The 26,221-nt window shown below is 38.3% G+C and carries 18 protein-coding genes and 1 pseudogene; 8 read left to right on the plus strand and 11 right to left on the minus strand.

What is annotated here, in order from left to right; genetic code table 11:
• Positions 1-19: 19 nt before the first annotated feature.
• Positions 20-3,637, minus strand: coding sequence for a DNA-directed RNA polymerase subunit beta (gene rpoB / locus ED2_RS08215; RefSeq protein WP_005881184.1), 3,618 nt, complete (start codon positions 3,635-3,637; stop codon positions 20-22).
• A 739-nt stretch (positions 3,638-4,376) separates the two neighbouring features.
• On the opposite strand from rpoB, the gene ED2_RS08220 reads away from it, so the two are divergent.
• The 5 genes from ED2_RS08220 to ED2_RS08245 all read left to right on the plus strand — a co-directional run bounded on the left by ED2_RS08220 (position 4,377) and on the right by ED2_RS08245 (position 9,899).
• Positions 4,377-5,345: an ABC transporter substrate-binding protein gene (locus ED2_RS08220; RefSeq protein WP_016177782.1), complete on the plus strand. Its 969-nt coding sequence runs from the start codon at positions 4,377-4,379 to the stop codon at positions 5,343-5,345.
• An 18-nt stretch (positions 5,346-5,363) separates the two neighbouring features.
• Entirely contained in the window at positions 5,364-6,269 is a 906-nt protein-coding gene (locus ED2_RS08225; RefSeq protein WP_005881180.1) for an ABC transporter permease, read from the plus strand.
• A 2-nt stretch (positions 6,270-6,271) separates the two neighbouring features.
• Positions 6,272-7,075 carry an ABC transporter ATP-binding protein gene (locus tag ED2_RS08230; RefSeq protein WP_005881178.1) on the plus strand — a complete coding sequence of 268 codons (804 nt, stop codon included), beginning with the start codon at positions 6,272-6,274 and terminating at the stop codon, positions 7,073-7,075.
• A gap of 174 nt (positions 7,076-7,249) precedes the next feature.
• The gene (locus ED2_RS08235; protein WP_016177783.1) at positions 7,250-8,221 is read left to right on the plus strand and encodes a biotin--[acetyl-CoA-carboxylase] ligase; all 972 of its coding nucleotides are present in this window, start codon (positions 7,250-7,252) and stop codon (positions 8,219-8,221) included.
• 1,048 nt (positions 8,222-9,269) lie between these two features.
• Positions 9,270-9,899 (plus strand): hypothetical protein, encoded by a 630-nt coding sequence (locus ED2_RS08245; protein WP_016177784.1) that lies wholly within the window; start codon positions 9,270-9,272, stop codon positions 9,897-9,899.
• A 710-nt stretch (positions 9,900-10,609) separates the two neighbouring features.
• On the opposite strand, the gene ED2_RS08250 is transcribed toward ED2_RS08245, so the two are convergent.
• From ED2_RS08250 to ED2_RS08265, 4 genes are all read right to left on the minus strand, one after another.
• Positions 10,610-11,599: a polyprenyl synthetase family protein gene (locus ED2_RS08250; protein WP_005875235.1), complete on the minus strand. Its 990-nt coding sequence runs from the start codon at positions 11,597-11,599 to the stop codon at positions 10,610-10,612.
• Positions 11,600-11,621: 22 nt separating this feature from the next.
• The gene (locus ED2_RS08255) at positions 11,622-12,188 is read right to left on the minus strand and encodes a Gx transporter family protein (protein ID WP_005875234.1); all 567 of its coding nucleotides are present in this window, start codon (positions 12,186-12,188) and stop codon (positions 11,622-11,624) included.
• A gap of 12 nt (positions 12,189-12,200) precedes the next feature.
• Positions 12,201-12,611 (minus strand): NusG domain II-containing protein, encoded by a 411-nt coding sequence (locus ED2_RS08260; protein WP_005875232.1) that lies wholly within the window; start codon positions 12,609-12,611, stop codon positions 12,201-12,203.
• A gap of 139 nt (positions 12,612-12,750) precedes the next feature.
• The gene (locus ED2_RS08265) at positions 12,751-14,688 is read right to left on the minus strand and encodes an NAD(P)/FAD-dependent oxidoreductase (protein WP_016177785.1); all 1,938 of its coding nucleotides are present in this window, start codon (positions 14,686-14,688) and stop codon (positions 12,751-12,753) included.
• Positions 14,689-14,988: 300 nt separating this feature from the next.
• Here ED2_RS08265 and pplA point away from each other — a divergent pair, with 300 nt between their 5' ends.
• The 3 genes from pplA (at position 14,989) to menA (ending at position 18,164) form a co-directional block, all read left to right on the plus strand.
• Positions 14,989-15,924 (plus strand): extracellular electron transfer flavoprotein PplA, encoded by a 936-nt coding sequence (gene pplA / locus ED2_RS08270; RefSeq protein WP_016177786.1) that lies wholly within the window; start codon positions 14,989-14,991, stop codon positions 15,922-15,924.
• A 173-nt stretch (positions 15,925-16,097) separates the two neighbouring features.
• Complete coding sequence (locus ED2_RS08275; RefSeq protein WP_005875226.1) at positions 16,098-17,198, plus strand: FAD:protein FMN transferase; 1,101 nt, start codon at positions 16,098-16,100, stop codon at positions 17,196-17,198.
• A 12-nt stretch (positions 17,199-17,210) separates the two neighbouring features.
• The gene (gene menA, locus ED2_RS08280) at positions 17,211-18,164 is read left to right on the plus strand and encodes a 1,4-dihydroxy-2-naphthoate polyprenyltransferase (protein ID WP_005875224.1); all 954 of its coding nucleotides are present in this window, start codon (positions 17,211-17,213) and stop codon (positions 18,162-18,164) included.
• Positions 18,165-18,461: 297 nt separating this feature from the next.
• Here the strand turns inward: menA and ED2_RS08285 are convergent, their stop codons facing one another.
• The 6 genes and pseudogenes from ED2_RS08285 to ED2_RS08310 all read right to left on the minus strand — a co-directional run bounded on the left by ED2_RS08285 (position 18,462) and on the right by ED2_RS08310 (position 26,215).
• On the minus strand, positions 18,462-19,199 hold the full coding sequence (locus tag ED2_RS08285) for a hypothetical protein (protein ID WP_005875222.1): 738 nt from the start codon (positions 19,197-19,199) through the stop codon (positions 18,462-18,464).
• A 6-nt stretch (positions 19,200-19,205) separates the two neighbouring features.
• Positions 19,206-20,141: a hypothetical protein gene (locus ED2_RS08290; protein ID WP_016177787.1), complete on the minus strand. Its 936-nt coding sequence runs from the start codon at positions 20,139-20,141 to the stop codon at positions 19,206-19,208.
• Between the two features lie 107 nt (positions 20,142-20,248).
• Complete coding sequence (locus ED2_RS08295) at positions 20,249-22,549, minus strand: lysozyme family protein (RefSeq protein WP_016177788.1); 2,301 nt, start codon at positions 22,547-22,549, stop codon at positions 20,249-20,251.
• A gap of 328 nt (positions 22,550-22,877) precedes the next feature.
• On the minus strand, positions 22,878-23,495 hold the full coding sequence (locus ED2_RS08300) for a hypothetical protein (protein ID WP_060789744.1): 618 nt from the start codon (positions 23,493-23,495) through the stop codon (positions 22,878-22,880).
• 30 nt (positions 23,496-23,525) lie between these two features.
• Complete coding sequence (locus tag ED2_RS08305; RefSeq protein ID WP_005875214.1) at positions 23,526-25,865, minus strand: VirB4-like conjugal transfer ATPase, CD1110 family; 2,340 nt, start codon at positions 25,863-25,865, stop codon at positions 23,526-23,528.
• Positions 25,862-26,215 (minus strand): annotated as a pseudogene (locus tag ED2_RS08310) (PrgI family protein). The gene ED2_RS08305 and the pseudogene ED2_RS08310 overlap by 4 nt, the downstream one beginning before the upstream one ends.
• Positions 26,216-26,221 lie beyond the last annotated feature (6 nt).

A 26,221-nucleotide genomic window follows, 5' to 3' on the forward strand; every position in this document is an offset into this window, starting at 1 on the left:
TTACAGCTCATAGACCGGATTAGTCTAATTTATCTTCTGCGGTTTCAAAGTTTTGGATGACATCTTGTCGTTCATCTTCTACTTGTTCTGCAGCTTTTTTCTCTAGCTCTTTTGCAGTTTGTTGTTCCGCAAATTTAGTCAATGCATCAACGGTGATCAAATCATCGTCTTCGTCATCCATATCACGAAGTTCGATTTCAGCATCCTTGATATCCAAGACACGCATATCCAAACCAAGTGATTGTAATTCTTTTACTAATACTCGGAATGATTCTGGAACGCCTGGTTTTGGAATTGGTTCACCCTTAACAATTGCTTCGTATGTTTTCACACGACCGACAACATCATCTGATTTGTAAGTCAAGATTTCTTGTAAGGTATATGCTGCACCGTAAGCTTCCAGTGCCCAAACTTCCATTTCCCCAAAACGTTGTCCACCAAATTGTGCTTTACCACCCAACGGTTGTTGTGTAACCAATGAGTAAGGTCCAATTGAACGAGCATGCAATTTATCATCAACCATGTGGGCAAGCTTGATCATGTACATCACGCCGACAGACACACGGCCATCAAATGGTTCACCAGTACGACCGTCATAAAGAACAGTCTTCGCATCGCTAGCCATACCAGCTTCACGAACAGTTTCCCAAACGTCTTCATCACTTGCACCATCAAAGACTGGTGTTGCAACGTGGATGCCTAGTTGACGAGCAGCCATCCCTAAATGCAATTCCAATACTTGTCCGATATTCATACGTGATGGCACCCCTAGAGGATTCAACATGATATCGATCGGTGTTCCATCTGGTAAGAATGGCATATCTTCTTCCGGCATAATACGGGAAACAACCCCTTTATTACCGTGACGACCGGCCATTTTATCCCCTTCATGGATTTTACGTTTTTGAACGATATAGACACGAACTAACATGTTCACACCTGGTGACAATTCATCGCCAGCTTCACGAGTAAAGATCTTCACATCGTGAACGATCCCACCACCGCCATGTGGTACACGTAAAGAAGTGTCGCGGACTTCACGAGCTTTTTCACCAAAGATCGCATGCAATAGACGTTCTTCTGCTGATAGTTCAGTAACCCCTTTTGGCGTAACTTTACCAACAAGTAGATCTCCATCTTTCACTTCTGCACCGATACGGATGATACCCATTTCGTCTAAGTCTTTCAGTGCATCTTCCCCAACGTTAGGGATTTCGCGAGTGATTTCTTCTGGTCCTAATTTTGTATCACGAGCTTCTGACTCATATTCTTCAATATGGATTGAAGTATACACATCATCTTTTACCAAACGACGGCTCATGATGATCGCATCTTCATAGTTATACCCTTCCCAAGTCATGAAACCGACAAGAACGTTTTGTCCTAAAGCCATTTCACCTTGTTCCATAGAAGGTCCATCAGCTAATGTATCGCCTTTTTCAACTTTTTCGCCTAAATGAACGATTGGTCGTTGATTGTAACTTGTTCCTGAGTTTGAACGGCGGAACTTCGTAATATCATATTTATCTAATGCACCATTATCACGACGAACACGGATTTGAGAAGCATCAACGAATTCAACTACTCCATCGTGTTTACATAATAATGCAGCACCTGAGTCATGTGCTGATTTATATTCCATACCAGTACCAACCCATGGAGCTTGTGGATTGATCAACGGTACAGCTTGTCGCTGCATGTTGGCACCCATCAAGGCACGGTTGGAGTCATCGTTTTCCAAGAAAGGAATACATGCTGTCGCTACCGCAACTACTTGTTTAGGAGAAACGTCCATATAGTCGACTTTATCGATTGATACTTCTAAGTTTTCACTTTGTGCACGAGCCATAACTACGTCTTGAGCAAATGTGCCATCTTCATTCAATGGGCTGTTTGCTTGGGCAACGATGTAATGGTCTTCGATATCGGCTGTCAAATAATCGATTTGGTCTGTTACACGACCCGTTTGACGGTCAACACGACGATAAGGAGTTTCAATAAATCCAAATTTGTTTACTTTTGCATAGCTAGATAAACTATTGATCAATCCAATATTCGGACCTTCAGGCGTTTCGATCGGACACATACGGCCATAGTGAGAATAGTGAACGTCACGGACTTCATAACCCGCACGGTCACGTGTCAAACCACCAGGTCCTAAGGCTGAAAGACGACGTTTGTGTGTCAATTCGCCAAGAGGATTCGTTTGGTCCATGAACTGTGACAACTGAGAAGAACCAAAGAATTCTTTGATACTTGCGACAACTGGTCGGATATTGATCAATTGTTGTGGTGTCAATGTTTCTGTATCTTGGATCGACATTCTTTCACGTACCACACGTTCCATACGAGCTAACCCGATACGGAATTGATTTTGTAAAAGTTCGCCGACTGAACGGATACGACGGTTTCCTAAATGGTCGATATCGTCTACATTGCCGATGCCTTCCATCAAGTTCAAGAAATAGCTCATTGAAGCAATGATATCTGCTGGACGCACTGTTTTCACAGGTGCTTCTGGATAGCCATTACCGATGACATTTACTTCACGCTCTGGATCTTTTGGTGAAAAGACTTTGATCACTTGGACAGTCATTGGATCAGTCACTACACCGTCTTCTGATGGGTAGTAAGTCACTGAATTCAAGCCATTTTCGATGAAAGGAGCAAGTGTTTCCATCACTTGGTGAGTCAAAACAGTTCCTTTTTCAACAATGATCTCGCCAGTTTCTGGATCGACCAATGTTTCTGCTAGAGTCAAATTCAATAGACGTGTTTTCAAGTCTAATTTTTTGTTTACTTTGTAACGACCAACATTTGCTAAGTCGTAACGTTTTGGATCGAAGAAACGAGCGTTCAATAGGTTACGTGAGCTATCCGCTGTTTTAGGTTCGCCTGGACGTAAACGTTCATAAACGTCTTTCAAACCTTCTTCTGTTCTTGAGTCGCTTGCATTTTTGTGCAAATCTTTTTCGATCGTATTACGTAATGTTTCACTATCGCCGAAGATTTCAAAGATCGTATCATCTGAGCCAAATCCTAAAGCCCGAACTAAAACAGTCAATGGAATCTTACGTGTGCGGTCGATACGTACGTAAGAAATATCTTTTGCATCAGTTTCCATTTCTAGCCAAGCACCACGGTTAGGGATTACAGTTGAACCGAATCCTTCTTTTCCGTTTTTGTCGACTTTACCATGGAAATAAACGCCTGGTGAACGAACCAACTGAGAAACGATTACTCGTTCTGCCCCGTTGATGATAAATGTTCCTTGTTCCGTCATTAATGGGAAATCACCAAAGAATACTTCTTGTGCTTTGATTTCACCAGTTTCACGGTTTGTTAAACGCAAAGTGACATGTAATGGCGCAGAATAATTGGCATCATGTGCGCGAGCTTCTGCTACAGTATACTTAGGTTCTTTCAATTCATAATCCACAAATTCCAAAGATAGATTGCCGTTAAAATCATCGATTGGCAAAATGTCTTCAAACATTTCTCTTAGTCCTTCATCTAAGAACCATTGGTACGAGTCTGTTTGAATTTCGATCAAATTTGGTAATTCCAACACTTCACTGATTCTTGCGAAACTTCTACGTTCGCGGTGTTTTCCGTATTTTACTACGTGTCCAGCCAAGCTCTTCACCCCTCTAAAATGTCATTCAAAAAGACTACCCGATCAATTGTTACAATAATATTAAAAATATTATATTTAGGTAACAACAGACATTTTTTGCGGCTTTTAGGCAAAAAAAAACCAAAAATAGAACATTCTCTTGAAACCATTTCTTCATGAGCTTCTACTTTTGTTTCCTTATATTAAAGCCGAAACGGACAATATTTCGTTTCTGCCTTCACTTCATCAGATAGTTTTTGCAACTTCATATACTACACTCATTTTTCATAAAAGTCAACACTTCCTGGCGTTTCCTCTGACTTTTCACAAGATTTTCTTAATCTTTTCCTACTATAGTATTCTAAAAATTTATTTCGTGTTTTTTTAGAATTTTCTGAAATTTCTGCTTGACAGTGGGATGGCCCTCCGCTATACTTGAGAAAATTCAAATTGTGGAGGGCTTTTTTATGAAAATAAAAATCAACCAACTAACACCAACACAACTGAATAACTTTTACTTTAGCTACTTTAGATAGGTTTGTATTCATGATTGATCGTGGGTGCAAACGTTAAACGACAGTTTGTATCTATGATGGCTAAAGCACTTTGTACTGCACAAGAGGCCACGTAGACATTACGCTAAGTGGCTGAGTGAAAGAGTGCAAAGTATTTACTTACTTTCATATATTTCGATGACCGATCCATTTAGACGTTTTGTCTAAATGGATTTTTTGTTTTCAAATTTAAGGAGGAAAAACAAATGAAAAAGAAATTAATGATCGGATTAGGAACAGCTTTACTACTCGCACTTGCAGGATGTGGTTCATCAGGGAACTCTTCTGAAAAAGCAGATAACACAAAAACAATCGGCGTCTTACAACTTGTACAACACAATTCACTAGATGCTGCTTATAAAGGTTTCAAAGAAGGATTGAAAGAAAACGGCTATAAAGAAGGCGATAATCTAACCATCGACTATCAAAATGCTCAAAATAATCAAGATAACTTGAAGAGCATGAGCGAAAAACTAGTCAAAGACGATCCAGACTTGCTTTTAGGGATTGCAACTCCCGCAGCACAATCACTTTTAAATGAAACAACAACGATACCAATCACAGTGACAGCCGTGACAGACTTAGAACAAGCACATTTAGTTTCCTCTAATGAAAAACCTGGCGGAAATGTGACAGGAACAACTGACATGGTACCGATCGATAAACAGATCGATTTATTACTAAGCATCGTGCCTGATGCAAAAACAATCGGGATCATGTACAACAATGGTGAAGCAAACTCTAAGATCCAAGGCGATCTAGTTGAAAAAGCACTGAAAAAAGCAGGCGTGAAAGTCAAAGTCTCAACAGCAAATACAACAAACGATGTCCAACAAGTAACAAAAAGTTTAGCAAAAGACGTTGATGGTATCTATATCCCTACTGACAATACCTTTGCAAGTGCAGCCAGTGTCGTCGGTGAAGTAGCAAAAGAAACGAAAACACCGATCGTTGCAGGTTCTGTTGATCAAGTCAAAGATGGTGGTTTAGCAACAGTTGGGATCGACTATGAAAAATTAGGGAAACAAACAGGCGCAATGGCTGCAAAAATCTTAGATGGTAAAAAACCAAGTGAACTTCCTGTCGAATCTGCAGATGATCTTTCATTGTATGTAAACGAAGAAATGGCAAAAGCCATCGGGATCGATCCATCAACGATCAAATCTGCTGAATAGACCTATAGGAGGACAATCATGACAAATCTCATCTCAATTTTTTTATCATCCGCTTCGCAAGGGGTCCTATGGGCACTCCTTGCTATCGGAGTATTCTTAACCTTTCGTATTTTAGATATCGCTGACTTGACTGCTGAAGGAAGTTTCCCGCTAGGAGCTGGGATTGCCGCAATGAGTATAACAAAAGGCATCCATCCAGTCCTTGCTTGTCTTTTAGGTTTTTTAGGAGGAGCTGCAGCGGGACTTGTCTCCGGATTACTTCACACGAAACTTAAAATCCCCGCTTTATTAGCTGGGATCATTACAATGACTGGTCTATATTCTATTACTTCTCGAGTGATGGGTGCTCCTAATATCTCATTGTTGGGACAAAAGACTGTTTTTGACTGGGTCCAATCTTATGGCATGACAAAAGAAAATGCTGTTTTGATCGTTGGCTTGATCTTTGCTTTGATCGTGGTGGCTTTGCTCGTCCTTTTCCTACGAACAGAGACGGGTCTTGCTATTCGTGCAACGGGAGATAACTTAGCCATGAGTGAAGCAAATGGGATCAACACAGATAATATGAAAATCATTGGCTATATGATCTCAAATGGCTGTATCGCTCTATCTGGTTCTTTGTTAGCCCAAAACAATGGCTTCGCGGATCTAAACTCAGGGATCGGTACGATCGTCATCGGTTTGGCATCGATCATTATTGCTGAGGTACTATTTAGAAATCAATCCTTGCTATTCCGTTTACTGACTATCATCTTGGGGGCCGTGATCTACCGCTTTATCTTGGCATTAGTATTTGAATTGAACGTACAACCAAGCGATTCAAAATTAGCTTCTGCACTTGTACTCGTTATCTGTCTATCATTCCCTCAGATCCAACAGAAATTAAAACTACCAACACGTACCAAAGCAAAAGGAGGTAAATAAAAATGACTGATGTATTAACGCTAGAAAACCTTCATCATACCTTCGAAAAAGGAACAATCAACGAGAACCATGTCCTTAAAGGGATCAACCTATCCTTGAAGCCTGGTGACTTCGTAACGATCATCGGTGGGAACGGAGCAGGTAAATCTACTCTGTTAAACAGTATTGCCGGTTCCTTTTCTGTAGATCAAGGGCGTGTGTTGCTAAATGGGAAAGACCTGACTAAAAAATCAGTCGTGGCACGTTCAAAAGACATCAGCCGCGTGTTCCAAGATCCTAAATTAGGCACTGCTGTCCGTTTAACTGTCGAAGAAAATTTGGCGTTAGCCATGAAACGTGGAAAAAAACGAGGCTTCTTCCGCGGAGTCAAACCTCAGGATCGTACATTTTTCAAAGAACAATTAGCCCGTTTGAATCTGGGACTTGAAGATCGACTAACAACTGAAATCGGCTTGCTTTCTGGTGGACAACGCCAAGCGATCACTCTACTGATGGCAACACTCCAAAGGCCTGAACTGATTTTATTGGATGAACATACAGCTGCTCTTGATCCTGCCACTTCAAAAACAGTCATGGAATTGACTGAAAAACTGATTGGCGAACAACATTTGACAGCATTCATGGTCACACATGATATGGAGGATGCCATTCGGTATGGGAATCGCCTGATCATGTTACACCAAGGAAATATCGTAGTAGACATCCATGAAGCAGAAAAACAACAATTAACTGTTCCTCAACTCTTGGATATGTTCAAACAAAATAGCGGAACAGCATTGAAAGACGATCAAGTATTACTCTCTTGATCCTTTCTGAATAAATACGTCAATTTAGCTTAGATCATTCTTTTTTTCGATTTTGCTAAATTGACGTATTTTTTTTAATAAAATCCATTTGATTAAATTTCAACAAGTTTGTTGAAGTTATTATTTTGTTCTTTTTCACTTATTGATACAATGAACTGAAAAGGAGTGATCATGATGGCGACAAAAGAGAAAGTCCTCCAATTACTGAAGGATTCATCCGAGTTCCTTTCTGGAGAAAAAATTGCCCAACAATTACAAGTTTCCCGTACGAGTATCTGGAAAGCGATCAAAGAATTAGAAAAAGCAGGCTATCAATTTGAGCATCAAGCAAAAGGGTACCGCTATCTCCCTTCTGATGTTTTGGACGCCCAAGAAATCAGCCAAGCACTACACTATTTCGCCCCTGATTTAAAAGTACAGGTCCTAAAGCAATCTGAATCAACGATGAAAGATGCAAAACTGTTCGCTACCCAACACCAGATGGATCCGGTTTTATTGGTAGCAGATACACAGGAACAGGCGCACGGTCGTTTTGGTCGACCTTTTTTTGCGGAGCCTGGCCAAGGAATCTACATGAGTCTTTTGCTACATCCAAATCAACGGTTTGATGAGTTACCTCAATATACGATCATCGCTGCCAGTGCGTGTATAAAAGCGATCCAAGAATTAACCGGCAAGTCTGCATCAATCAAATGGGTCAACGATATTTATTTAAATGGCAAAAAAATTAGCGGTATTCTTTCAGAGGCCGTGAGTGATATGGAATCTGGCGAAATCAGTTCAGTGATTATTGGAATCGGGATGAATTTCTCCATTCCTCAAGCACATTTTCCTGAGGCAATCCAAAACAAAGCATCTTCCCTATTTGCAGATGGAAACAAAACCACTACACGTAATGAAATGATCAGTCAAATCTGGCAAAATTTCTTTACTTATCTTTCAGATTCAAGTGATGCTTATTTAAATCTCTATCGAGAAAGATCGTTTGTGTTAGGTAAAAAAGTCAGCTTTACACAAAAAGGGATTTCTTACACAGGTATCGCTAGAAAAATCGGGGAGCATGGCGAATTGATCGTTGAGACCCCACAGGGAACCTTGTCTCTTTCCTCCGGTGAAATCAGCCTTTCTGCGATCGAATCGATCTAGAAAAAAAACAGCTATTAGTAGATCAACTATTCACATAGTGACATTAAAAAGCCGTCTATCACAGAAATCCATGTTGGAAACTTCTGTGATAGACGGGCTTTTTCTCAATGGTGGTTGCTTTTATATGATCTCGTTGTTTATCCTCCCTAGTCTCCAACTCACGAGTAAAACTGAAGACTAGTGTTTATGTGCGATTGTTTTACTAACAAACTACAATAAATATACTATGTGCTCTTATCTACCATAATTACTAGACGTACTGTAAGAAAACTACCTACCCCAATTACAGATAATTTTCTACTAACCGAAATTCTGCCGTCAATAAAAGTTGGTCAACAAGTGAATCTGTTTAAAAAAAATCTCCCCAAAATCTAGCCATAGGTATATTACCCCATTTTATTTATACATGTGTCAACTTCCGAAATCGTTTCCGTTCAAAAAAAAGATAACGTATATAAAATATTCAAACCATCCTCTATACAACAACATTTTTTGTTTTTTTCAGCCCCCTTTTTTTTCTTTCATTGCTTCTATCATTATAATAAATGATAATTAGATGAACTTGTTATTTTGTACAGTATTACAACATTTTTATTCAGTTTTTTCTCAAGAAAGACATTCTTTTTTCCTATAAAATTTTAGCTGGTTCGATGCTAAATACTCAATATTCAAATTGAATTTTTTGACCACTACACAACGGATCAAAAATTTATCAGCTGTAGTTAACGTTCTTTGACATTCTTTTTCAATGTCGTTGAAAGAAAAATAACTCTTTTTTGTTAAAAGCTGAGTCAAAATCTCATTTACATCTACTCTTGATAAATTAGTCGCTAGTTGTTTCCTCAAAAAAATCTTCCTTTCTTACAGTGGTTTGGTAATTGAAACTATAGCATGAATCTTTTTTACCACTAGAACAAGAATTTTTAAAAAAAGGAAAGAACATTTTTTCCTTGTCTGAACATTTCCAAAAGAAGAAATTTCTGGCGTACGATTCTTTACCATCAATGTTAGAGTTAAGTCAACAATTATGACAAAGGAGTACCTAATTATGGCTAGGATCACAAATATGTTGAAAGATAGCATTCCCTCGAAAGAAAATGAGCAAGACAAAGGAACATCAGAAAAAAGCGCAAAAATCGAACAAAACGAAGCGTTTAAAGATGCGTATGCTCTGGAAGAAAAACAACAAGAACTTGCAAAGTTGAGTCAACAAATTTCACGTTCAAATCATGTACCAATGCAAGTACTACCTGTAGTAAAAGGATGGATCACCCTCGCATTTACCATCATGACGATTTTGAAGGCACAGAAAATCGAACAAGAGATAAAAGCGCAAAAACAAGCTCCAGCAAAGCTTGAAAATGAAAAAGGAGAAGTATATCAAAAAAATATATCTAATCTTGAACAAGAAATAACCAAAGTTTCAAAAAATTTACCTAATCAGTTAAAAAATCATTCGGAGATCAAACCGCATATCGCAAATCTTTTGCAAGAAGTAGCGAGGCACCCATCGGAAATAACTAATACTAAACAAAATGCAGTTATCAGTGAGAAAAGAGTCCCTCTGCATACGTTCGATCAAGTAAAAAAACAAGCGATAACTTCATCTAATCAGCAAACCAACCAAAACCACCGATCAGCTATCACACGAACTACAGATCAGTCCTTAACAAAATAACCATTGACTTCTTCTGGCTGTGAAACATGCTTGAAATAACTCCCACTATTTTAAGCATGTTTGTTTCTTTTTTTATTTTATAGAACATAAGTTATTCTACGGTCGTATCCATCAGCTAAGGGTTCGACAAAAAAGTTGCTGAGTATAACTAAAAAAGAAATCCTTTTAGTCAGCTCAACAACTTTTTAACAATTTATTTAATTGGATTTGACGATGTGCAGCGATCGCTTACGCACAAAACATTTCCCCCAAAACATTTTATGTGTGCTGGCTTCTTCTGTCCCTCCTTTTTAAACAAATTGATGCTTGATTTTATCTCAAAAAATAGCCACTTGATCACTGCTTTTATCACTTTTCACACAAAATTCACGTATCAAATGTTACCAATAAATAATAGACTTGCATCTAGTATTAGCATACTTGCTAATCAAACAATGGGAGAAACTTTTTTTCTCTAAAAAGAAAAAAATGGCTGGGACGAAAGAAACTCTTTTGGAAATAAGCTGACATTCACAAAAATTCAAAAAGCATGAGACAAAAGTAAGAAACACGTTTGTCTCATTCTTTAAAAACGAATAAACGGTGGGAGCAGAAGCAACTCCTTCGGAAATAAGCCGACATTCACAAAAATTTGAAAAGCAATTTTCGTGAATGTCTTCTTATTTCTCGGAGTTAAACACTTCTGTCCCAACCTCTGTACCAAATCGTCCTTAATTTTCTCGCTCTAAGATCAAGCTCGTGAGCGACAGTAAATTTTCCTTCGTTCCAAATAGATTATCTGGTAGTTTATTGATTTCATTTAATGCTTTTTTGGTATATTTTCCAGCTAATCCTTTGGCTTTTTCTACCCCTTTTGCTTCTGCAACTAGTGTTCGAACTTTCTCTATTTCCTCAGAAGTCAACTTGTCTTTTTTATCAAGATATGAGATAAGTTCTGCCTTTTTATCCGTTTGTAACGCATAGATCAACGGTAGTGAATATACGCCTTGACGCATATCTTCTAGTACTGGCTTACCAATTTCATCACTGCTTTTAGTATAGTCTAAAATATCATCAATGATTTGAAAAGCCATCCCGATCGCTAAACCGATCGTACCAGCTTTTTTCGCAAACCGTTCAGTTGTCCCACTTTCATAAGCGCCTATTGAACAGCTCAACTGAAATAGTTCAGCTGTTTTACCAGAAATATTTTCTAAATATTCCTCAACCGTTAGATGATAATTATAACGATCATCCATTTGGCCTAACTCTCCATCTAATATTTTTTCCATACTGCGAGAATTTGTCTGCAGACTTTTAAGGGAAGTAGAATAATTAGAAAGTAATTTAAAACAACACACAAATAAATAGTCTCCCGCATAGACGGCTACCGTATTCCCAAAATTGCCCCGAATATTTTTCTTTCCGCGTCGCATGTTCGCTTCATCGACGATATCGTCATGGATCAGCGTAGCCGTATGAAGCATTTCGATCGAAGCAGCTAACGCAATTGCTTTATCTCGATCGTTCTCAGCACCAAATTGAGAAAACAATAATTGGTATGCAGGCCGTAATAATTTGCCACCAGCATGGATCGTTTCTTTAATTGCTTGTTCAACTGGTTTATTTTTTAAGCGGATGACATCTTCCATTTTCTTCAACGTCTCTGTTAACTCGTCTTTTAAACCGGGATAGCCCTCCCACATTGGATGTAACTTCATAAAAAAACTCCTTGCATAGCGATTATTTTTCTAAAAAAACGGACTGCCATTTGTCTTTCTTTTTTAACTCATATTCTTTTTGGAATTTTTGAAGGGTTCGTACATGGCGCAATAAGTAATTTGCGGCAATTCCAATAGCGATACCTGATAAGATGCCTAAAAAAGATAAAATTGGTAAATAAAGCATAACCGTCCAAGATTGGGCAATAAAAGAGGCTGTAACGAGCTGCCCCACATTATGCATAAATCCACCTGTTGCACTGATACCAATAATGCTGACTCTTTTTGGTCCTAGTTTTTTGACTAGTAACATCCCGAAATAACTAAGTAGTGCACCACTCATACTATACAGAAAAGTAGAGATTGTTCCACCTAATAACGTCGTTAAAAACAAACGGAGCCACAGAAGCAAAAAACTATCTCGTTTGTTCATCGTAAAGATCGCTACGATCGTAATCAAATTTGCTAGACCTAATTTGGCTCCAGGTGCAAAAGAAAACGGATAAGGAATCATGTTTTCAATCAGTCCAATGATCACGCCCTGTGCTACTAAAAGAGAGATATAAATCATTTTTTGTAATTTTGTCATGGTGTGAATAGCCTAATAAATCAGACTGTCTTCGTCACTCCCATCTGTTGATCGCACTTCGATCACTAATTTATGTGGTAAACATACGATTGTCTCCCCATTTTTTGATGCCCATCCTCTTCTCACACAAATCTGATCATCACAATCTGCTTCCTTGATCCGAATTTTATCTCCGGCAATTTCGATCAGATTGTAATCACCATGGGGATCTTTGTATGTGTACGTATATGTTTCACTCCCCACGCTTAGTGGAAAGGTTTTGATTTCTGTTCCATCTACCCGCAGCACTGCTTCTTTTTCAGGTGCAGCGTTTGCTTGCTGGTAACTAAAAATGATAACTGGTAAAAAAGAAAGAGCAACCAAAAGAATGATAATGAAGATATCCCACGGTTTGAGTAAACTTTTCTTGATAAATTCTTTCATTTTTTGTACGCATCCTCCTCTGCCCTTTTTCACTGACCCAATTTTAGCACGGAATAAAAGAAAGTCCTAGGTATCCCTAGAACTTTCCTTTAATCAACCATTACTTTAAACTTTTTCTGTTCAAGCTCTATATTGCATGCTATTTTGAGCCATATTGGGATTTGGGTTTCCCATACCACCAATTTCCTAGTGTTTTTTGCAACCATGGAATTACCCAGCGATCAAGTCCGATTGCTCGTCCTGAACCATTCATCAACGCGAAGGCCACAAAGATAAACCAGATGTTTACCCAGTAAAACATTCCTGATAAACAGAACGTGATGACCAACACAATCGTTGTTGCACTACATAACCAAGTGAATAAACCAGCAATCAATGCTAATGCCAACGCAATTTCAAAGAAAACCATGAATTTTTGGAAGAACATTGCTACATCGTTATTCGGCATGATGACTTGCATCATTTTTGTAAACCAAGCAGGTGATTTGTCGATCACAGCCATTGGTTCTTCTCCATAAGTATAGCTTAGACCAAAGTGTGCTGCTTGTGTTGCTGCTTCCCCAGCACCACTTGATGCAGCACCGCTAGCAGCTGTTGTTGCATCTCCGGCAGCTGATGCGCCACTTGCAACATCCGTCACATTATATTCCCATGTCCAAGGGAAGACGCTGTTACCAGTGAACCATGATCCCTCACCGAACCATGTACCTGGTTTCAATACTTCACCGTTACCAACGATTTTCTTGAATGCTTCTATAAACCAAACTAGTCCGTAGAAAATACGTAGCGGTACACTCCATAGTACATTCCCATAGCGTGAAGAATGACCACGTGTCACATTTCGGTCATCTTTGATATGGAAGAATTCATGCATTAGATATTGGAACATATAGTATCCAGAGCGAATATCAAAGAAATATTTTAAGTTGACGATATGTTTCATGACGATTGCTAGGAAACCACTCAAATGGATCTTGTTAAATAGGTTCGCAACCCCCCATTTAGCGCCAACTGAGACCATGAAACCTTGATAATTCCCTTTAAACTTGTGTTTCTCGCCACCTTTGATCGAAGCCACGATATTTGTAGCAGCCGTATGCCCTGTCTGTTCAGCCGCTTGAACGATTTGCGGTGTCGGTGTTCCAGGGAATTCTTCATAGAAAACCAAGTCCCCGATGATATAGATATTTTTATCTTCATAGCCTTTTGCTTGCATGTACTCGTTGGCAATCAGACGTTGTCCGCGAGCCGATTCTAATCCAAAATCAGCTGCATCAGATGTACCTTTTACACCAGCTGTCCAAATCAAAGTGTGTGTTGGAATCTGACGACCATCTTTTAATTTGATATGATCATTTGCTACCTCAACGATTGGGGAGTTCAACAATAGTTCTACTTGATGTTTCTTCAAGTAACGTTCCGCTTTGGCCGCATCGTTACGATCTAACATATTCAAAATCGTTGGCATTGCTTCTACGACCGTCAAAGTGATTTCGCTTGGATCTAACTTGTAGTCTTTTGCTAAACGTTTTTTCCAGTCAATTAATTCACCGATCATTTCGATTCCGGTAAAACCTGAACCACAAACTACAAATGTCAACATGGCGCGACGTAGTTCATCATTTGGCTCTAATGCTGCTTTGGCAACTGTTCGCTCGATATGTTCACGAATCTTCACTGAATCTTCGAATGACCATAACGTAAAGCCATTTTCTTTTACACCAGGTGTACCAAAGTCATTTGGTTCGCCACCCATCCCTAAGATCAATTGGTCAAATGGATAAGAACCTAATTTTGTTTTAACGATTTTTTGTTCTTTATCGATACCGATTACTGTGTCTGTCACTAATTGAACATTTTTTTTTCGTGCAAATAAGTGCTGTAAATCATATTGAATTGCTTGTGGTTCAACTCGTCCGCCTGCAACTTCGTGAAGTTCTGTCATCATCGTGTGGTACGAATGACGATCAATCAACGTGATTGTCACATCTTCTTTTTTCAGTTTTTTTGCCAAGTACTTTGTAGCTGATACTCCGGCATAACCTGCACCTACAACGACAATATTTTGCTTTGCCATTGATCATCCGCTCCTTATTAAACCATTTATTTGAAATTTATAATAACTATTTTAGTTTGATACCTATTACACAATCTCCATACATTATATAGATGTTATGTTCTTTTGTCTAATTCCTTTTCGATTTTTTTGAATTTTTATTATTAAGCGTTTTTTCACGAAATTTACAGAAAGAAAACGGTTGTAAGATTATAATAGTTATTTGCTTAAAATGGTTGACTTATAGCTAATATCTATTAGAATGTATAATGAATCACAAAGAAAATTGTGGACTAAAAAAGGAAATGGTGGGATTTAAAAATGATGAACAAACGTTTTGTTACTGGATTTGCAGTTTTAGCATTTTCAGCTTTAGTGTTAGGTGCTTGTGGTGCAGATGACAATGGAAGTTCAAACAGCTCAAGTTCATCTGAAGCTTCAACAGCACAAACTTCTGAAAGCGCAACAACTGAAAGTTCAGCAAAAGTTGTCGCTGGTGGCGAGTTGAAAGATGGCACATATAAATTGGAAGAAAAAAATTACTCTAATGGCTACCGCGCAGTTTTTGAAATGGTCGTAAAAGATGGTAAGATCACTGAGTCTAAATATGACAACATCAACGAAAAAGGCGACTCAAAAACAAAAGATGCAGAATACAATAAAAATATGGATGCAAAAGCTGGCACTAGTCCAGAAAAATTCATCCCAGAATTAAACGAACAATTCGTGAAAGCTCAAAGCGCTGGCGGTGTTGAAGTAGTTACTGGTGCTACTCACTCTTCAGAAAGCTTCCAAAACTATGCACAACAATTGATCCAAGCAGCTCAAGCTGGTAACACAGATACGATTGAAATCGACAATGGTGCTGACTTGAAAGACGGTACTTACAAATTAGAAGAAAAGAACTACTCTAACGGCTACCGCGTACAATTTGAAATGACTGTAGCTGGCGGTAAAGTAACGGATTCTAAATTTGATTACATCGACAAAGATGGCAAATCAAAACAAGATGACACAGAATATAACGAAAATATGAAAGCGAAAAGTGGTACTGAACCTAAAACTTACATCCCTGCACTTAACGACGAACTTGTCAAAGCAATGGGCGAAGAAGATGGTTCACCTGCTGACGTAGAAGTAGTTACTGGTGCTACTCACAGCTCACACTCATTCATTATGTACGCAGAACAATTAGTGAATGCAGCTGAAAAAGGCGATACACAAACAATCGAAGTTGACAACATCGTAACAAAATAATCAACTAGAAATAAATGTGGAAGAAGCTGTCTCAACAATAGTTTTTTTCTGAAATCCAAGCCGAGATATCCGAAATTTTCTTTGAAAAATTTTTGTGATATTTCGGCTTATTTCTGAAAGAATATTTTTTGTTTTGCTATACCCTTCTGGCCACTGATGAAATGAGGAAACACATGTTAAAGAAACGCTTACTCCCTATCGTCGCTTTGCTATGCCTATTGACGTTAGCTGGTTGTAGTACTTCAGCGAATAAAGCCACAACAACAAGTACTACGACAAATAAAATTTTAAAAGATCCTTATTCAGATGAACAATTCCTATTAGGTACGTATGTCCGGATCCGTGTCTACGATGAAGGAAAAGAAGCTGCTTTAAAACCAGCTTTTGATCGAGTAAAAGAGTTGGGTGATAAAATCACGATCAACCAACCAGGTTCAGAAATCGATGAAGTCAATCAGCAAGCTGGCATCAAGCCGGTGAAAGTTTCTGATGATGTCTATGGGTTATTGAAGAAAGCCTATGAATACAGCGAAGATTCCCAAGGTGGTTTTGATATGGCGATCGGTGCTATCACTCAGCTGTGGCGTATTGGTTTTGATGATGCAAGAAAACCTTCTCAAGAAGAAATCGACCAAGCATTGAAATTAGTCGACTACCATAAAATCGAATTGAACGATCAAGACAAGACTGTCTATCTCAAAGAAAAAGGGATGATCATTGACCTTGGAGCGATCGCTAAAGGATACATCACAGATGAAGTAGTGAAAGTACTGAAAAAACAAGGTGTGACGACGGCGATCGTTGACTTAGGTGGAAATGTTTATGTTCTAGGCCATAGTCCTAGAGGGAAAGATCAAGACTGGACAGTCGGTATCCAAGACCCTAATCTAGCACGCGGATCTGTATTAGGAACAATCGAAGAACGGGATAAAACACTCGTTACATCTGGTATCTATGAACGCTACTTAGAAGTAGACGGTAAAAAGTACCATCACTTATTTGATCCTAAAACTGGTTATCCTTTTGATAATGACATTGCAAGTGTCACGATCATCACAGATAAATCAATTGATGGTGATGGCTTATCAACGGCTGTCTTTTCAATGGGTGTGAAAAAAGGTCTTGAATACGTTGAAAGTGAATTGAACAATGGTACTGAAGCGATTTTTGTCACAAAAGAAGATAAAGTATATGTGACAGATCCAATCAAAGATACATTTAAACTGGATAAAGACTCAAAATATACGATGGGCGATCGCTCAGAACTGAAATAAGGAGCAAGAAACATGACACTAAAAATCTTTTTAGAAGTAGTCGAACTACGGACTAAGGTAGCTAGTGTATTTCCTTTTGCGATAGGGGTTTTATTCTCTATCGCTTTTTTTCATGAGATACATTGGTTGAACACCGTATTATTTTTTATCGGTATGCTCGTCTTTGATTTGGCGACAACAGCTATCAACAATTATATGGACTACGAAAAAGCCCATTCCGCTGTTTATAAATACGAAGAAAATGTGATCGGACGTACAGGGACTTCCCCCAAGTTGGTTCGCAATATGATTTTAGGAATGATCCTTTTTGTTCTGATCATCGGTCTCATTCTAACTGCTAAAACGGGGCTCCTTCTATTGTTGATGGGGGCGGCTTGCTGTTTCATCGGTATCTTTTATACATTTGGTCCGATTCCTTTATCTCGTATGCCGTTAGGTGAGATTTTCAGTGGTGTAACAATGGGGCTAGGAATCTTTGCCATGGTCGTCTATGTCAACACGCACAATACAAACGTATTTGATTTGTCCCTTTCACTTGCTACTGGACACTTTAGCTTAGAAGGCAATCTATGGGCAGTCTTAGCGATCTTTTTGGCTTCCCTTCCACTGATATTCACGATCGCTAACATCATGTTAGCGAACAATCTACGTGACTTAGACCGTGACATTGAAAACCACCGGTATACACTAGTCTTTTATATCGGTCGGCCAGTGGGCATCGTTTTGTTCCAACTCTTGATGTATGCTTCCTATCTTGTCATCTTATTAGGGTTGATCATCCGCGTGTATCAGTTACCGATAATCGTAACCTTCTTTACCTTGCCAAAAGTCTATAAAAATTTGCAGGCTTTTAAACAAACTCTGCCACAACCCGTTAGTTTCAGCTACTCCATTAAAAATATGGTCCTCTTCAATAGTAGCTACGTGGTAGGCTTATTGTTAACGATCTTATTCCAAACGCTTTAAAATAAACCCATTTTAATCAAAGGAAATGTGGGACAGTCTAAAAAATCAGGTTTGCTACAGACGCACAAATAAACGGCGTCCAAAAGTCAGGCTTTTCGTAAATTTCGAAAAAAAAAGAGCATGAGACAAAAGTAAGAAATACTTTTGTCTCATGCTTTAAAAACGAATTAACGATGGGGATGCAACTCCACGAAATAAGAAGTTACACACTTCTACCGTGATTTCTCATCTACTTTTTGTTTACAAATCGTACAAGTCACTCGATTTGTCCTTTGATCGTCGTTTTTCGTTTGCTCCCTAACGTCCTGTATTGATAGTAGGTATAGACGTACGGCGCTGTGGTAAAGCTCGGCTTACCTCTTTCGCCTTGTTATTGTTGATGGCAGATATCTTTCTAGCATGGGTCGTTAGTTCAGAAAGTGGCTTATATTTTTTTGGTACATTATTTTGTAACATTTGTGCATGTGTCGGTTTTGCAATCGTATTGTTTATTTGGAGTTTTTCTGTGCGTGCTGGAATAGCCTTGGAATCCTTCACTGCTGTTCCCAATTCTCTGGTACCCCGGTCACGAGTCACTGTGTTATTCCTTAATACGACATTACGAATAACCCTTGGCAACAGAGGCAAAACAAATTTTGCACCTTTCATCAGTAGCTGATTGAATTTATTCATTGCATGTTGAAAGGGATTGATTACTCTTTCTCGACTAGTTGCTTTGGATAAAAGAGGCATCTCTCTTTTTTTGATTAGTGCCTTTGATTCTTTTCCCATTAGTTTTTGTGCAGATTGTTTTTTGTCTAATACTTGTTTCATCGTCTGGTTTGGTTGTTTAGTGACTTGACGATTTTTACGCCACTGATTCAATTGTTGAACCCCGGTTTTTGCTTTACTTGCTAGGCTTACGATACCGTTCTTGATTTTTTGGGGTATTTTCTTTTTAAAAAAATACACAGTAAGCTTCAACGCCAACTTGGCAATACCTAAGTACCCCTTTAACATGACCTGTTGGGTTTTGTCTACTTCTTTATCCTCCATCTATCCTCACCCCTTAACTTTTTCGGTAATTATCACTTTGTTTCCATCTTTATCAACCGTTTCAGTGGTTTTCTTCACTGTATCTGATCGCGTGGTGCCGTCTTGTATAGGTGTGACCGCTGCATAACTTTTTTCAAAGGTAGTGATCCAGTCGAAGGCGCCTGGGTTCCCCAATAAAATATATTTAGAGCCTTCTTCCTTGATTTTAAAGACTACATCTTGTTTCTGGTCATAACTATCCGTTCGACTCATGACAAAAACTGCACTGGACTGTTCATAATCAATCGAGATGATTCGATACTTGTAAGTGACTTCTTCCTCTTTTTTTCCTTGTTCGATTTTTTTCTGAATAAATTCATCGTCTTTGAATGTCAACGTGAATGTTCGTTTATCTGTTTTATTTTCCCATTCTCCTTGTTGCAAGATGTCCATCCACATTTGTGAAACAACTTGCTGAGCCGCTTCTGCTTGTTCAGAAATCTCTGTTTCCATTTTTTCTTTGACTTCTTCATTTGGATACAAATAGATTTCTTCTTCATCTTCTTTTAAGTATATGACTGTACTACCCATTTTCGTTTGCAACTTGAATTTTTTCTTTTTCCCCTCTTTATCCTCCAATACCACGACCCCATTATCAATCAAATGATAGGTACCTTTAGATAACCAAGCAGAGGCTTGGTACGTGCCATCCGTTTTTAATTCAATCGTCATCTCATCTGTTCGATTGGAATACCATTTGCCACTGTAAGGTGTCGCATCGTATTGCCCTCTGACTTCACTGCTTTCTTGCGTTTTTTCAATGTTATCTTCATTTGTCGAGGTTGGCTCAGGTTCTTTCGTCATGAACGCATAAATGATAGTGCCAATGACCACGACTACAAATACGGCAAAACCCGCAGCGATCCGCTTTCCTGCTTTTGTTTCCAAAAAATTATTAATCATATGTGTGCCTTTCTAAAAATAAAGTTCTTCTTTACTTAATAGAAAATAACTCACCTCCTTTAATGTGTTGTCTGGTGCTTCTACTTGATTGGCTCAGGTTCGTCTGGCTAAGGGATACCGTATCCGGAAATAGCTATGTTATCTAGCGCATAGGTTCTGCGGCGAACAAGATTATTAGAATTTCCTTCAATGACCTGTACGATATTTCCACCAGAATATTCAACGATGCCCACATGATCTTTTCCTGTTTTTTTGCCTTTCCAATCAAAGAAAATCAAATCACCTGATTGTGGGATATAACCAACAGTTGGTGCTTGGAATTTACGATTATCTTGGTACCATTTCATCATCGATAATGGACTTGGTGTATTCAGCACACGTCCTTGGTCTAAATAACCCGCTTGACTAGCAACCCAAGAAACAAAGATTGCGGGCCATTCGATGCGCTTGTCAAAGCCACCCCATTGCCAGTATTTATCCCCATTTGGTGTACCTAATTCCTTTTTAGCTATCCCGACTAGTTTACCGATGTCAGCAGAAATATTATACGTGACAAGTTGCGGATAAAACATATTGCCAAAGGTATAACGCCAATTGTAGCCTCGATCAAGAGTAGGGGTGCTGTTATAAGATATGGTCTTACCCTGACTCTTCTCTTTGGCATACAGGCGACTATGATCAAAGGAGTAACGTCCTCTTATACGAATCAGGTCATCTAAGTAGGCTTCCCCATAACTATATGCTTGTAATGAAGCCTTCTCTCCTAATTGATTCGCTTGCGTTTTTTTCAATAATTTTGCAAAATATTTTACACCTTTTTCGATGGATTCAGTTGGACTATGTACTGTACCACCTACTGAGTACGCTTTATTTATTCCCATGATATCTGAGAAACGCTCGCTATCCCCACCTGTTTCGACCCAGATAATGGATAGGATCGTGTTTACATAAGAACCAATATTGTTTTTTATCGCTTCTTCATACACTTTGCTGCGCCACTGTATTACTTTTTCTGGTGGATTAAACAATTCACCTCTTAGCCCGCCACTGTTATTGGAATAGGCTAAATTCGTATCACTGGCGAAGACCAAGTTATCGATGAAAATCGCAGGATAAATGTCAGCGTTGCTGTGCAGAGCACGGAATTCTTCCATCGCAATCAGTAGATTCCCGCCAAAAGTACTCCTTGTATAGCCAATCAAATCCTTTGCTTTCAAATCCTGACCGTTCCTCACTACGGGGTCCACATTGATATAAAACGCATAGTAATCTCCTGTGTCCGTTTTGATACTTCGCGTTTCAACCATTTTCCCATCACGATCTTGTGCGCCATATGTACGATTGATTCCGTCTACTTCTTCATCTGTAGTGGCATAAACTGGTGAACCAGGTTCCGCATCCAACATGATCTCAATATTTAATTTGTCTTCGTCTCTTCCCCGATAGCCATAGTTTTCAACAACTGGACTATAGGTATTTTTCCCTAATGGATTATCCATGAAGATTTTTGATTCAAAGCGATCCAACTCCATGATTGGATAATATTTATCCACTTCGGCTTCGTCGAATGCCTCAACGGTCCCTACTAAAGCATAGTTGCTTTCTTCCTCTAAAAACCCATTTTTAAACCCGTAGATCTCAACTTCCGGCTTAGAGTCAAGCATCTCATTCAATGTCTGAACCTCGATTTTCACCGTAGCAATATCTTTGATTTCTACTTTAGTTTCTGTCTTCTCTTTCCCTGTTTCTTCATCGATCGTTACTACCGTTGTTTCAATTTCCTTATCTTTTTCAATGACCGTCTCATAGCTATACGTCATATCGTGGATCGCATGAATCTCATGCTTCACTCGATTGATCTTGATTGGTAGTTCTGACGATGGATGTGGGGTATCTTTAAATTGAACATGTGCTACCTTTGAAATTGGTAGTTCTATGCCAGTATTTTTAGCTAGACGTTTGATATAGACATTCACTGCCCGTTCCTCAATATCATAATCTTCGTATTTTGCATTGAGATAATAGATATAATTATCGCCATTTGACACAACAGAAAATTTCTCAGGATCAGAAGCAATATTATTCACTTCAAAATAGACTTCGTCATATTCAGGGTTATCCACTAACTGATTGTAGCGTTCATAGACTTCTTTGTTTTTACTGACATCTAACCAGGTGACATACTCATAAGCTTCTGTAATCATCATTGATTCTGTTTTAACAACAAACAAGCTTACGATGAACGCCCAAATCGCCATGATAACCGCAATGATTGCTATGACGACTGATAAAAGAGCAATAATGATAATCAAGTTCATCAAAATAGGAACGAGAAGAACCAACATCAGGATCATCCCAATAATGTTCAAATTCCCTTCACTATCCCGTCCAAATTTATCAATGACCATTTCTTTGAAGTAGTTTTTGGCGCCTCTTTTTGGGGAAACTTTTTTCTTTAACTGATCGTTGACCTTTTGCTTCTTATTTCTTTTTTTATAGATCTGTTTTTTGCCAGATGCACGTACATATTTTTGTGCATATTGTTGATTGCGAAGGTGTCTCCGATTCGAAAATAGATTTTTTTTCCTTTGAGAAGTTCCTTGTAATTTTTCCTTGTCTTGCTTCTTTTTCCCAGTTTCTTGATATTGCTTTTTTGCCGTTTGTTGCTTCGTTTCTTTTTTCGCTATGATATGCTGCGTATCTGTTTTTTTCTTTTTTTTCAGAATTAGTTGTTGTTTACGGTCTTGCTTTTGCCGAACACTCTGGACAGTGGGTTTTTGTTTTTTTACAAGTACCCGACCATCTATCTGTTTTTTTATTGTTGATCAACGCTCGGGCTTTTATTGCTTTTTTCTGTTGGATCTTTTGCGTATTGACCTTTTTTACTTCGGTAGACAATTTACTGTTGCGATTGATCGTCTTCTGGTATTTTTCACTTTTTTTCAGATAAATTTTTTGCTGATTCTTACGCTCTTCTCTGGTACTGACGTTTAGATTCCTAAAAAGCCGTTTTTTTCTGGTATTTTGCGACTGTATCATTTCTTTATGTTTCAAATTCTTTGATCGTTTGATTGGCGAGCTTGTAATTGATGCATTGCCTTTTTTAGCTTGCTGTTGCCTTCGGATCATCATTCTGATTTTTGCTCGTTTGCTTCGTGATACAGTCGATTGGTTTTTCCGAATGATTACAGCCTTGCGATGTTTGCTTTTACTAGTGGTGATTTTCTCATTTTTTGAAACATTTTTTTCTTTTTTGGTGGATGTAATGTTCTTTGCTGTCTCCAAGCGATCAATGATCTTATCGTTTTTTTTCTCATTTCCTTTTTGGTTTTCTTGTTCATTCAAATCGGGCACTATGACGTATCCTTTCTGATTTCATTCTTTTTATGTTTCACCCGGCTTCGTCGACATCATCTTATAGAGTTTCGTATCTTTAGGAAAATGATCATAAAAAGGCAATGTTGTATCACCAAAAACCATCAAGCCATAACCTTCTGGAGAGTTGACAACAAATTTTTCTTGTTCCTCGGAAATATCAAATAATCGAACTAGTTGCGTACGGTCAGATTTTGCTTGATTCAGCATCATGACGAAATCGCTATTTGAAAGCATCCGTCTTGCTAAATCTGAGAGTAATAATGTTTCCACATTCTGCGTGATACCAGTTGGGATAGCCCCCCATTTTCTGGCACGACTCCACAGTTCAAAAAAATAATTCTCAGAGTATTCATTAGTAAATAGCAACTGCATCTCATCGATATACAGCCATGTACGGACACCACGTTCTCTATTTGTCGTGATACGATTCCAGACTTGGTCTAACACGATCAGCATCCCCATTGTTTTTAATTGTTTTCCTAAATCTTTGATGTCATAAATGACTAAACGCTTTGTAATATCTACATTCGTTTTTGCAGAAAAGACAGACAAACTACCTTCGATATAGATCTCCAGATCCATCACTAATTGTCTTGCTTCCTCTTCTTCTTGTTCTTTCAAAATAGTATAAAAGTCGATAAATGTCGGTGTTTGACTTCCCAATATTTCATATGTTCGTCGGCAAACTCGGTCAATCAATGTCTTTTGAGTAGAACTCAAACCAAGAGCTCCACCAATGATCAAATCAAATAAAGAAATCAAAAATTCTGATTTTAAAACGACCGGATCTGTATCATCTCCATAATTTTCATTGATATCCATTGGATTGATCGTTGTAGCAGAATCGCTAGAAATTTTGATGATTTCTCCATTGAAATTTTGACCGATCACTGAGTATTCACGTTCTGGATCAATAATGATCACTTCATCATCTGCATCTCGTAATAAAACATTCACGATTTCTCGCTTGACTGAAAAACTTTTTCCTGAACCCGGTGTTCCCAATACAAAACCGTTTGGTGCTTTCAATAGTTTTCGATCGAGGGAAAGAATATTTTTAGAGATCGCATTGACCCCATAATATTTCCCATTTTCTTGGATCAAATCGGAAATCGTGAATGGAATAAAGATCGCGGTACTCGCAGTCGACATTGTCCGGTCTAAAGGAATCTGATTGATCCCTAATGGCAATGTTGCATTCAGACCAGCTTCTTGCATAAATTCTAATTCGATGATTTTGAATCCAAATTGACGCCCAATCGAATTGACTTCATCATGGATCTCTGTTAATTTTTCAACAGTATCCGCATGGAAATGGATCGTACTGGACATTGAATACAGTTTTTGTCCTTTATTTTGCAAGTCGTCTACTAGTCCTTTGGCTTCTGTCAACGAATAAGATAAGTCATACGACAGCATCTCAAAGTCATAGCCATTTTGTAATGCTTTCTTTTGTTCATCCACTTTTTGCTGCTCCATGAAGGCCAATTTCGTTTTGACTAAATCAAAAGCCTCATCTTGTTCAAGCGGATCGATATGTAAGGTAATCACTAGTTCTCGAGGGATTTCTAGTAATTCATAGATAAAAGTATCCGATAACTCTGCTGGATACTCCTGTAAGTAAACGGTCTTTGCATAATGCTGATCGACTTTCAAATAGTTCTTATTTTCCTTCAGTTCGATCACTTCTGGTAAAATATCTTCAATTTCTGGCTGTGCCGTAGCTTTCGTCACTAATATCTCTGAAAGGATCGTCAGTAATTCCTTTTTAGGTATTCTTTTAGCCTGACTTCCTAAGCGGTTTGCAAACATCAAAAAGCGATCCGTCACCATGTCTAATTCTTTTTCTGCAAACTCGAGTTTCTGGTGAGTTTGTACGAAAGTGAATAAAATCGTTTTTTTGTATCCATTTTTTTCCTCATCTAGCTTACGCGAAATAATATCATTCATCTCTGCACGATAAGCATCTAAAAAATCATTTTTTTCCTGATAATACAGAATAGATTGCAAATCTGCTAAGGGTCTTTTTTTCTTATAGACAGTCAGTTGTAATTTTGTCTTACTGCTAAGTGAATTCAAAAAATCACAATATTGAGAAAAAATCTCGATCTGACTATCTTCAGAAGATAACTGGTAATTGATATCATTCAACTCGATGGTGACCGAATATGTCGTCTCATCAAGTCGGCAGATACCACTAGGATAGATTTCCTGAAATAAAAAAGTATCTCGCAGTAGATCCATTTCTTTAGGATCCTTCTTTGCTCTTTTTCCCTTCTTTTTTGTATTACCCATCGTGGATTTATCCGTCTTTTTTACTGATGTGAACCCTTTTAATTTCATCATGTTTCTTGTCCGCCTAACTTGGTTTGCTCATTTTTATCTTTGGGTTCTGCTTCTTTCTTTTTTCTGACACCTGCAGAAAGATGGTATTTAAATAAATGTTTGATATACGTTTCAAAATTCAAGCCATTTCGTTTGAACCAACCAAAGGATACGATGGGGATAGAAACTAAAATCATCAGCCAACTTGTGATTTACATCGGGATTTTCAGCCAGACGACAAAGATCAGACTAATGAGAATATTTACACCCCCAGCAATCGTCAAACACAACAATTGCTTTAGATTCATTCCTGCAATTATTTTTTCTTTATATTCTTTGATATCTTTTGGTACTTTTACTTCTATTGCCATAATTCC

The organism is Enterococcus durans NBRC 100479 = LMG 10746 (genome assembly GCF_001544215.1).
Taxonomy (GTDB): Bacteria; Bacillota; Bacilli; order Lactobacillales; family Enterococcaceae; genus Enterococcus_B; species Enterococcus_B durans.

Excerpts from the sequence above, each read along its gene's own strand:
- ED2_RS08255 (WP_005875234.1), bottom strand. The coding sequence starts at position 12,188 with ATGACAAAATTACAAAAAATGATTTATATCTCTCTTTTAGTAGCACAG.
- ED2_RS08245 (WP_016177784.1), top strand. The coding sequence starts at position 9,270 with ATGGCTAGGATCACAAATATGTTGAAAGATAGCATTCCCTCGAAAGAA.
- ED2_RS08275 (WP_005875226.1), top strand. The coding sequence starts at position 16,098 with ATGTTAAAGAAACGCTTACTCCCTATCGTCGCTTTGCTATGCCTATTG.
- ED2_RS08250 (WP_005875235.1), bottom strand. The coding sequence starts at position 11,599 with ATGAAGTTACATCCAATGTGGGAGGGCTATCCCGGTTTAAAAGACGAG.
- ED2_RS08260 (WP_005875232.1), bottom strand. The coding sequence starts at position 12,611 with ATGAAAGAATTTATCAAGAAAAGTTTACTCAAACCGTGGGATATCTTC.
- ED2_RS08285 (WP_005875222.1), bottom strand. The coding sequence starts at position 19,199 with ATGGAGGATAAAGAAGTAGACAAAACCCAACAGGTCATGTTAAAGGGG.
- ED2_RS08305 (WP_005875214.1), bottom strand. The coding sequence starts at position 25,865 with ATGATGAAATTAAAAGGGTTCACATCAGTAAAAAAGACGGATAAATCC.
- ED2_RS08235 (WP_016177783.1), top strand. The coding sequence starts at position 7,250 with ATGGCGACAAAAGAGAAAGTCCTCCAATTACTGAAGGATTCATCCGAG.
- ED2_RS08230 (WP_005881178.1), top strand. The coding sequence starts at position 6,272 with ATGACTGATGTATTAACGCTAGAAAACCTTCATCATACCTTCGAAAAA.
- ED2_RS08295 (WP_016177788.1), bottom strand. The coding sequence starts at position 22,549 with ATGGTCATTGATAAATTTGGACGGGATAGTGAAGGGAATTTGAACATT.
- ED2_RS08290 (WP_016177787.1), bottom strand. The coding sequence starts at position 20,141 with ATGATTAATAATTTTTTGGAAACAAAAGCAGGAAAGCGGATCGCTGCG.
- pplA (WP_016177786.1), top strand. The coding sequence starts at position 14,989 with ATGATGAACAAACGTTTTGTTACTGGATTTGCAGTTTTAGCATTTTCA.
- ED2_RS08220 (WP_016177782.1), top strand. The coding sequence starts at position 4,377 with ATGAAAAAGAAATTAATGATCGGATTAGGAACAGCTTTACTACTCGCA.
- menA (WP_005875224.1), top strand. The coding sequence starts at position 17,211 with ATGACACTAAAAATCTTTTTAGAAGTAGTCGAACTACGGACTAAGGTA.
- ED2_RS08225 (WP_005881180.1), top strand. The coding sequence starts at position 5,364 with ATGACAAATCTCATCTCAATTTTTTTATCATCCGCTTCGCAAGGGGTC.
- ED2_RS08265 (WP_016177785.1), bottom strand. The coding sequence starts at position 14,688 with ATGGCAAAGCAAAATATTGTCGTTGTAGGTGCAGGTTATGCCGGAGTA.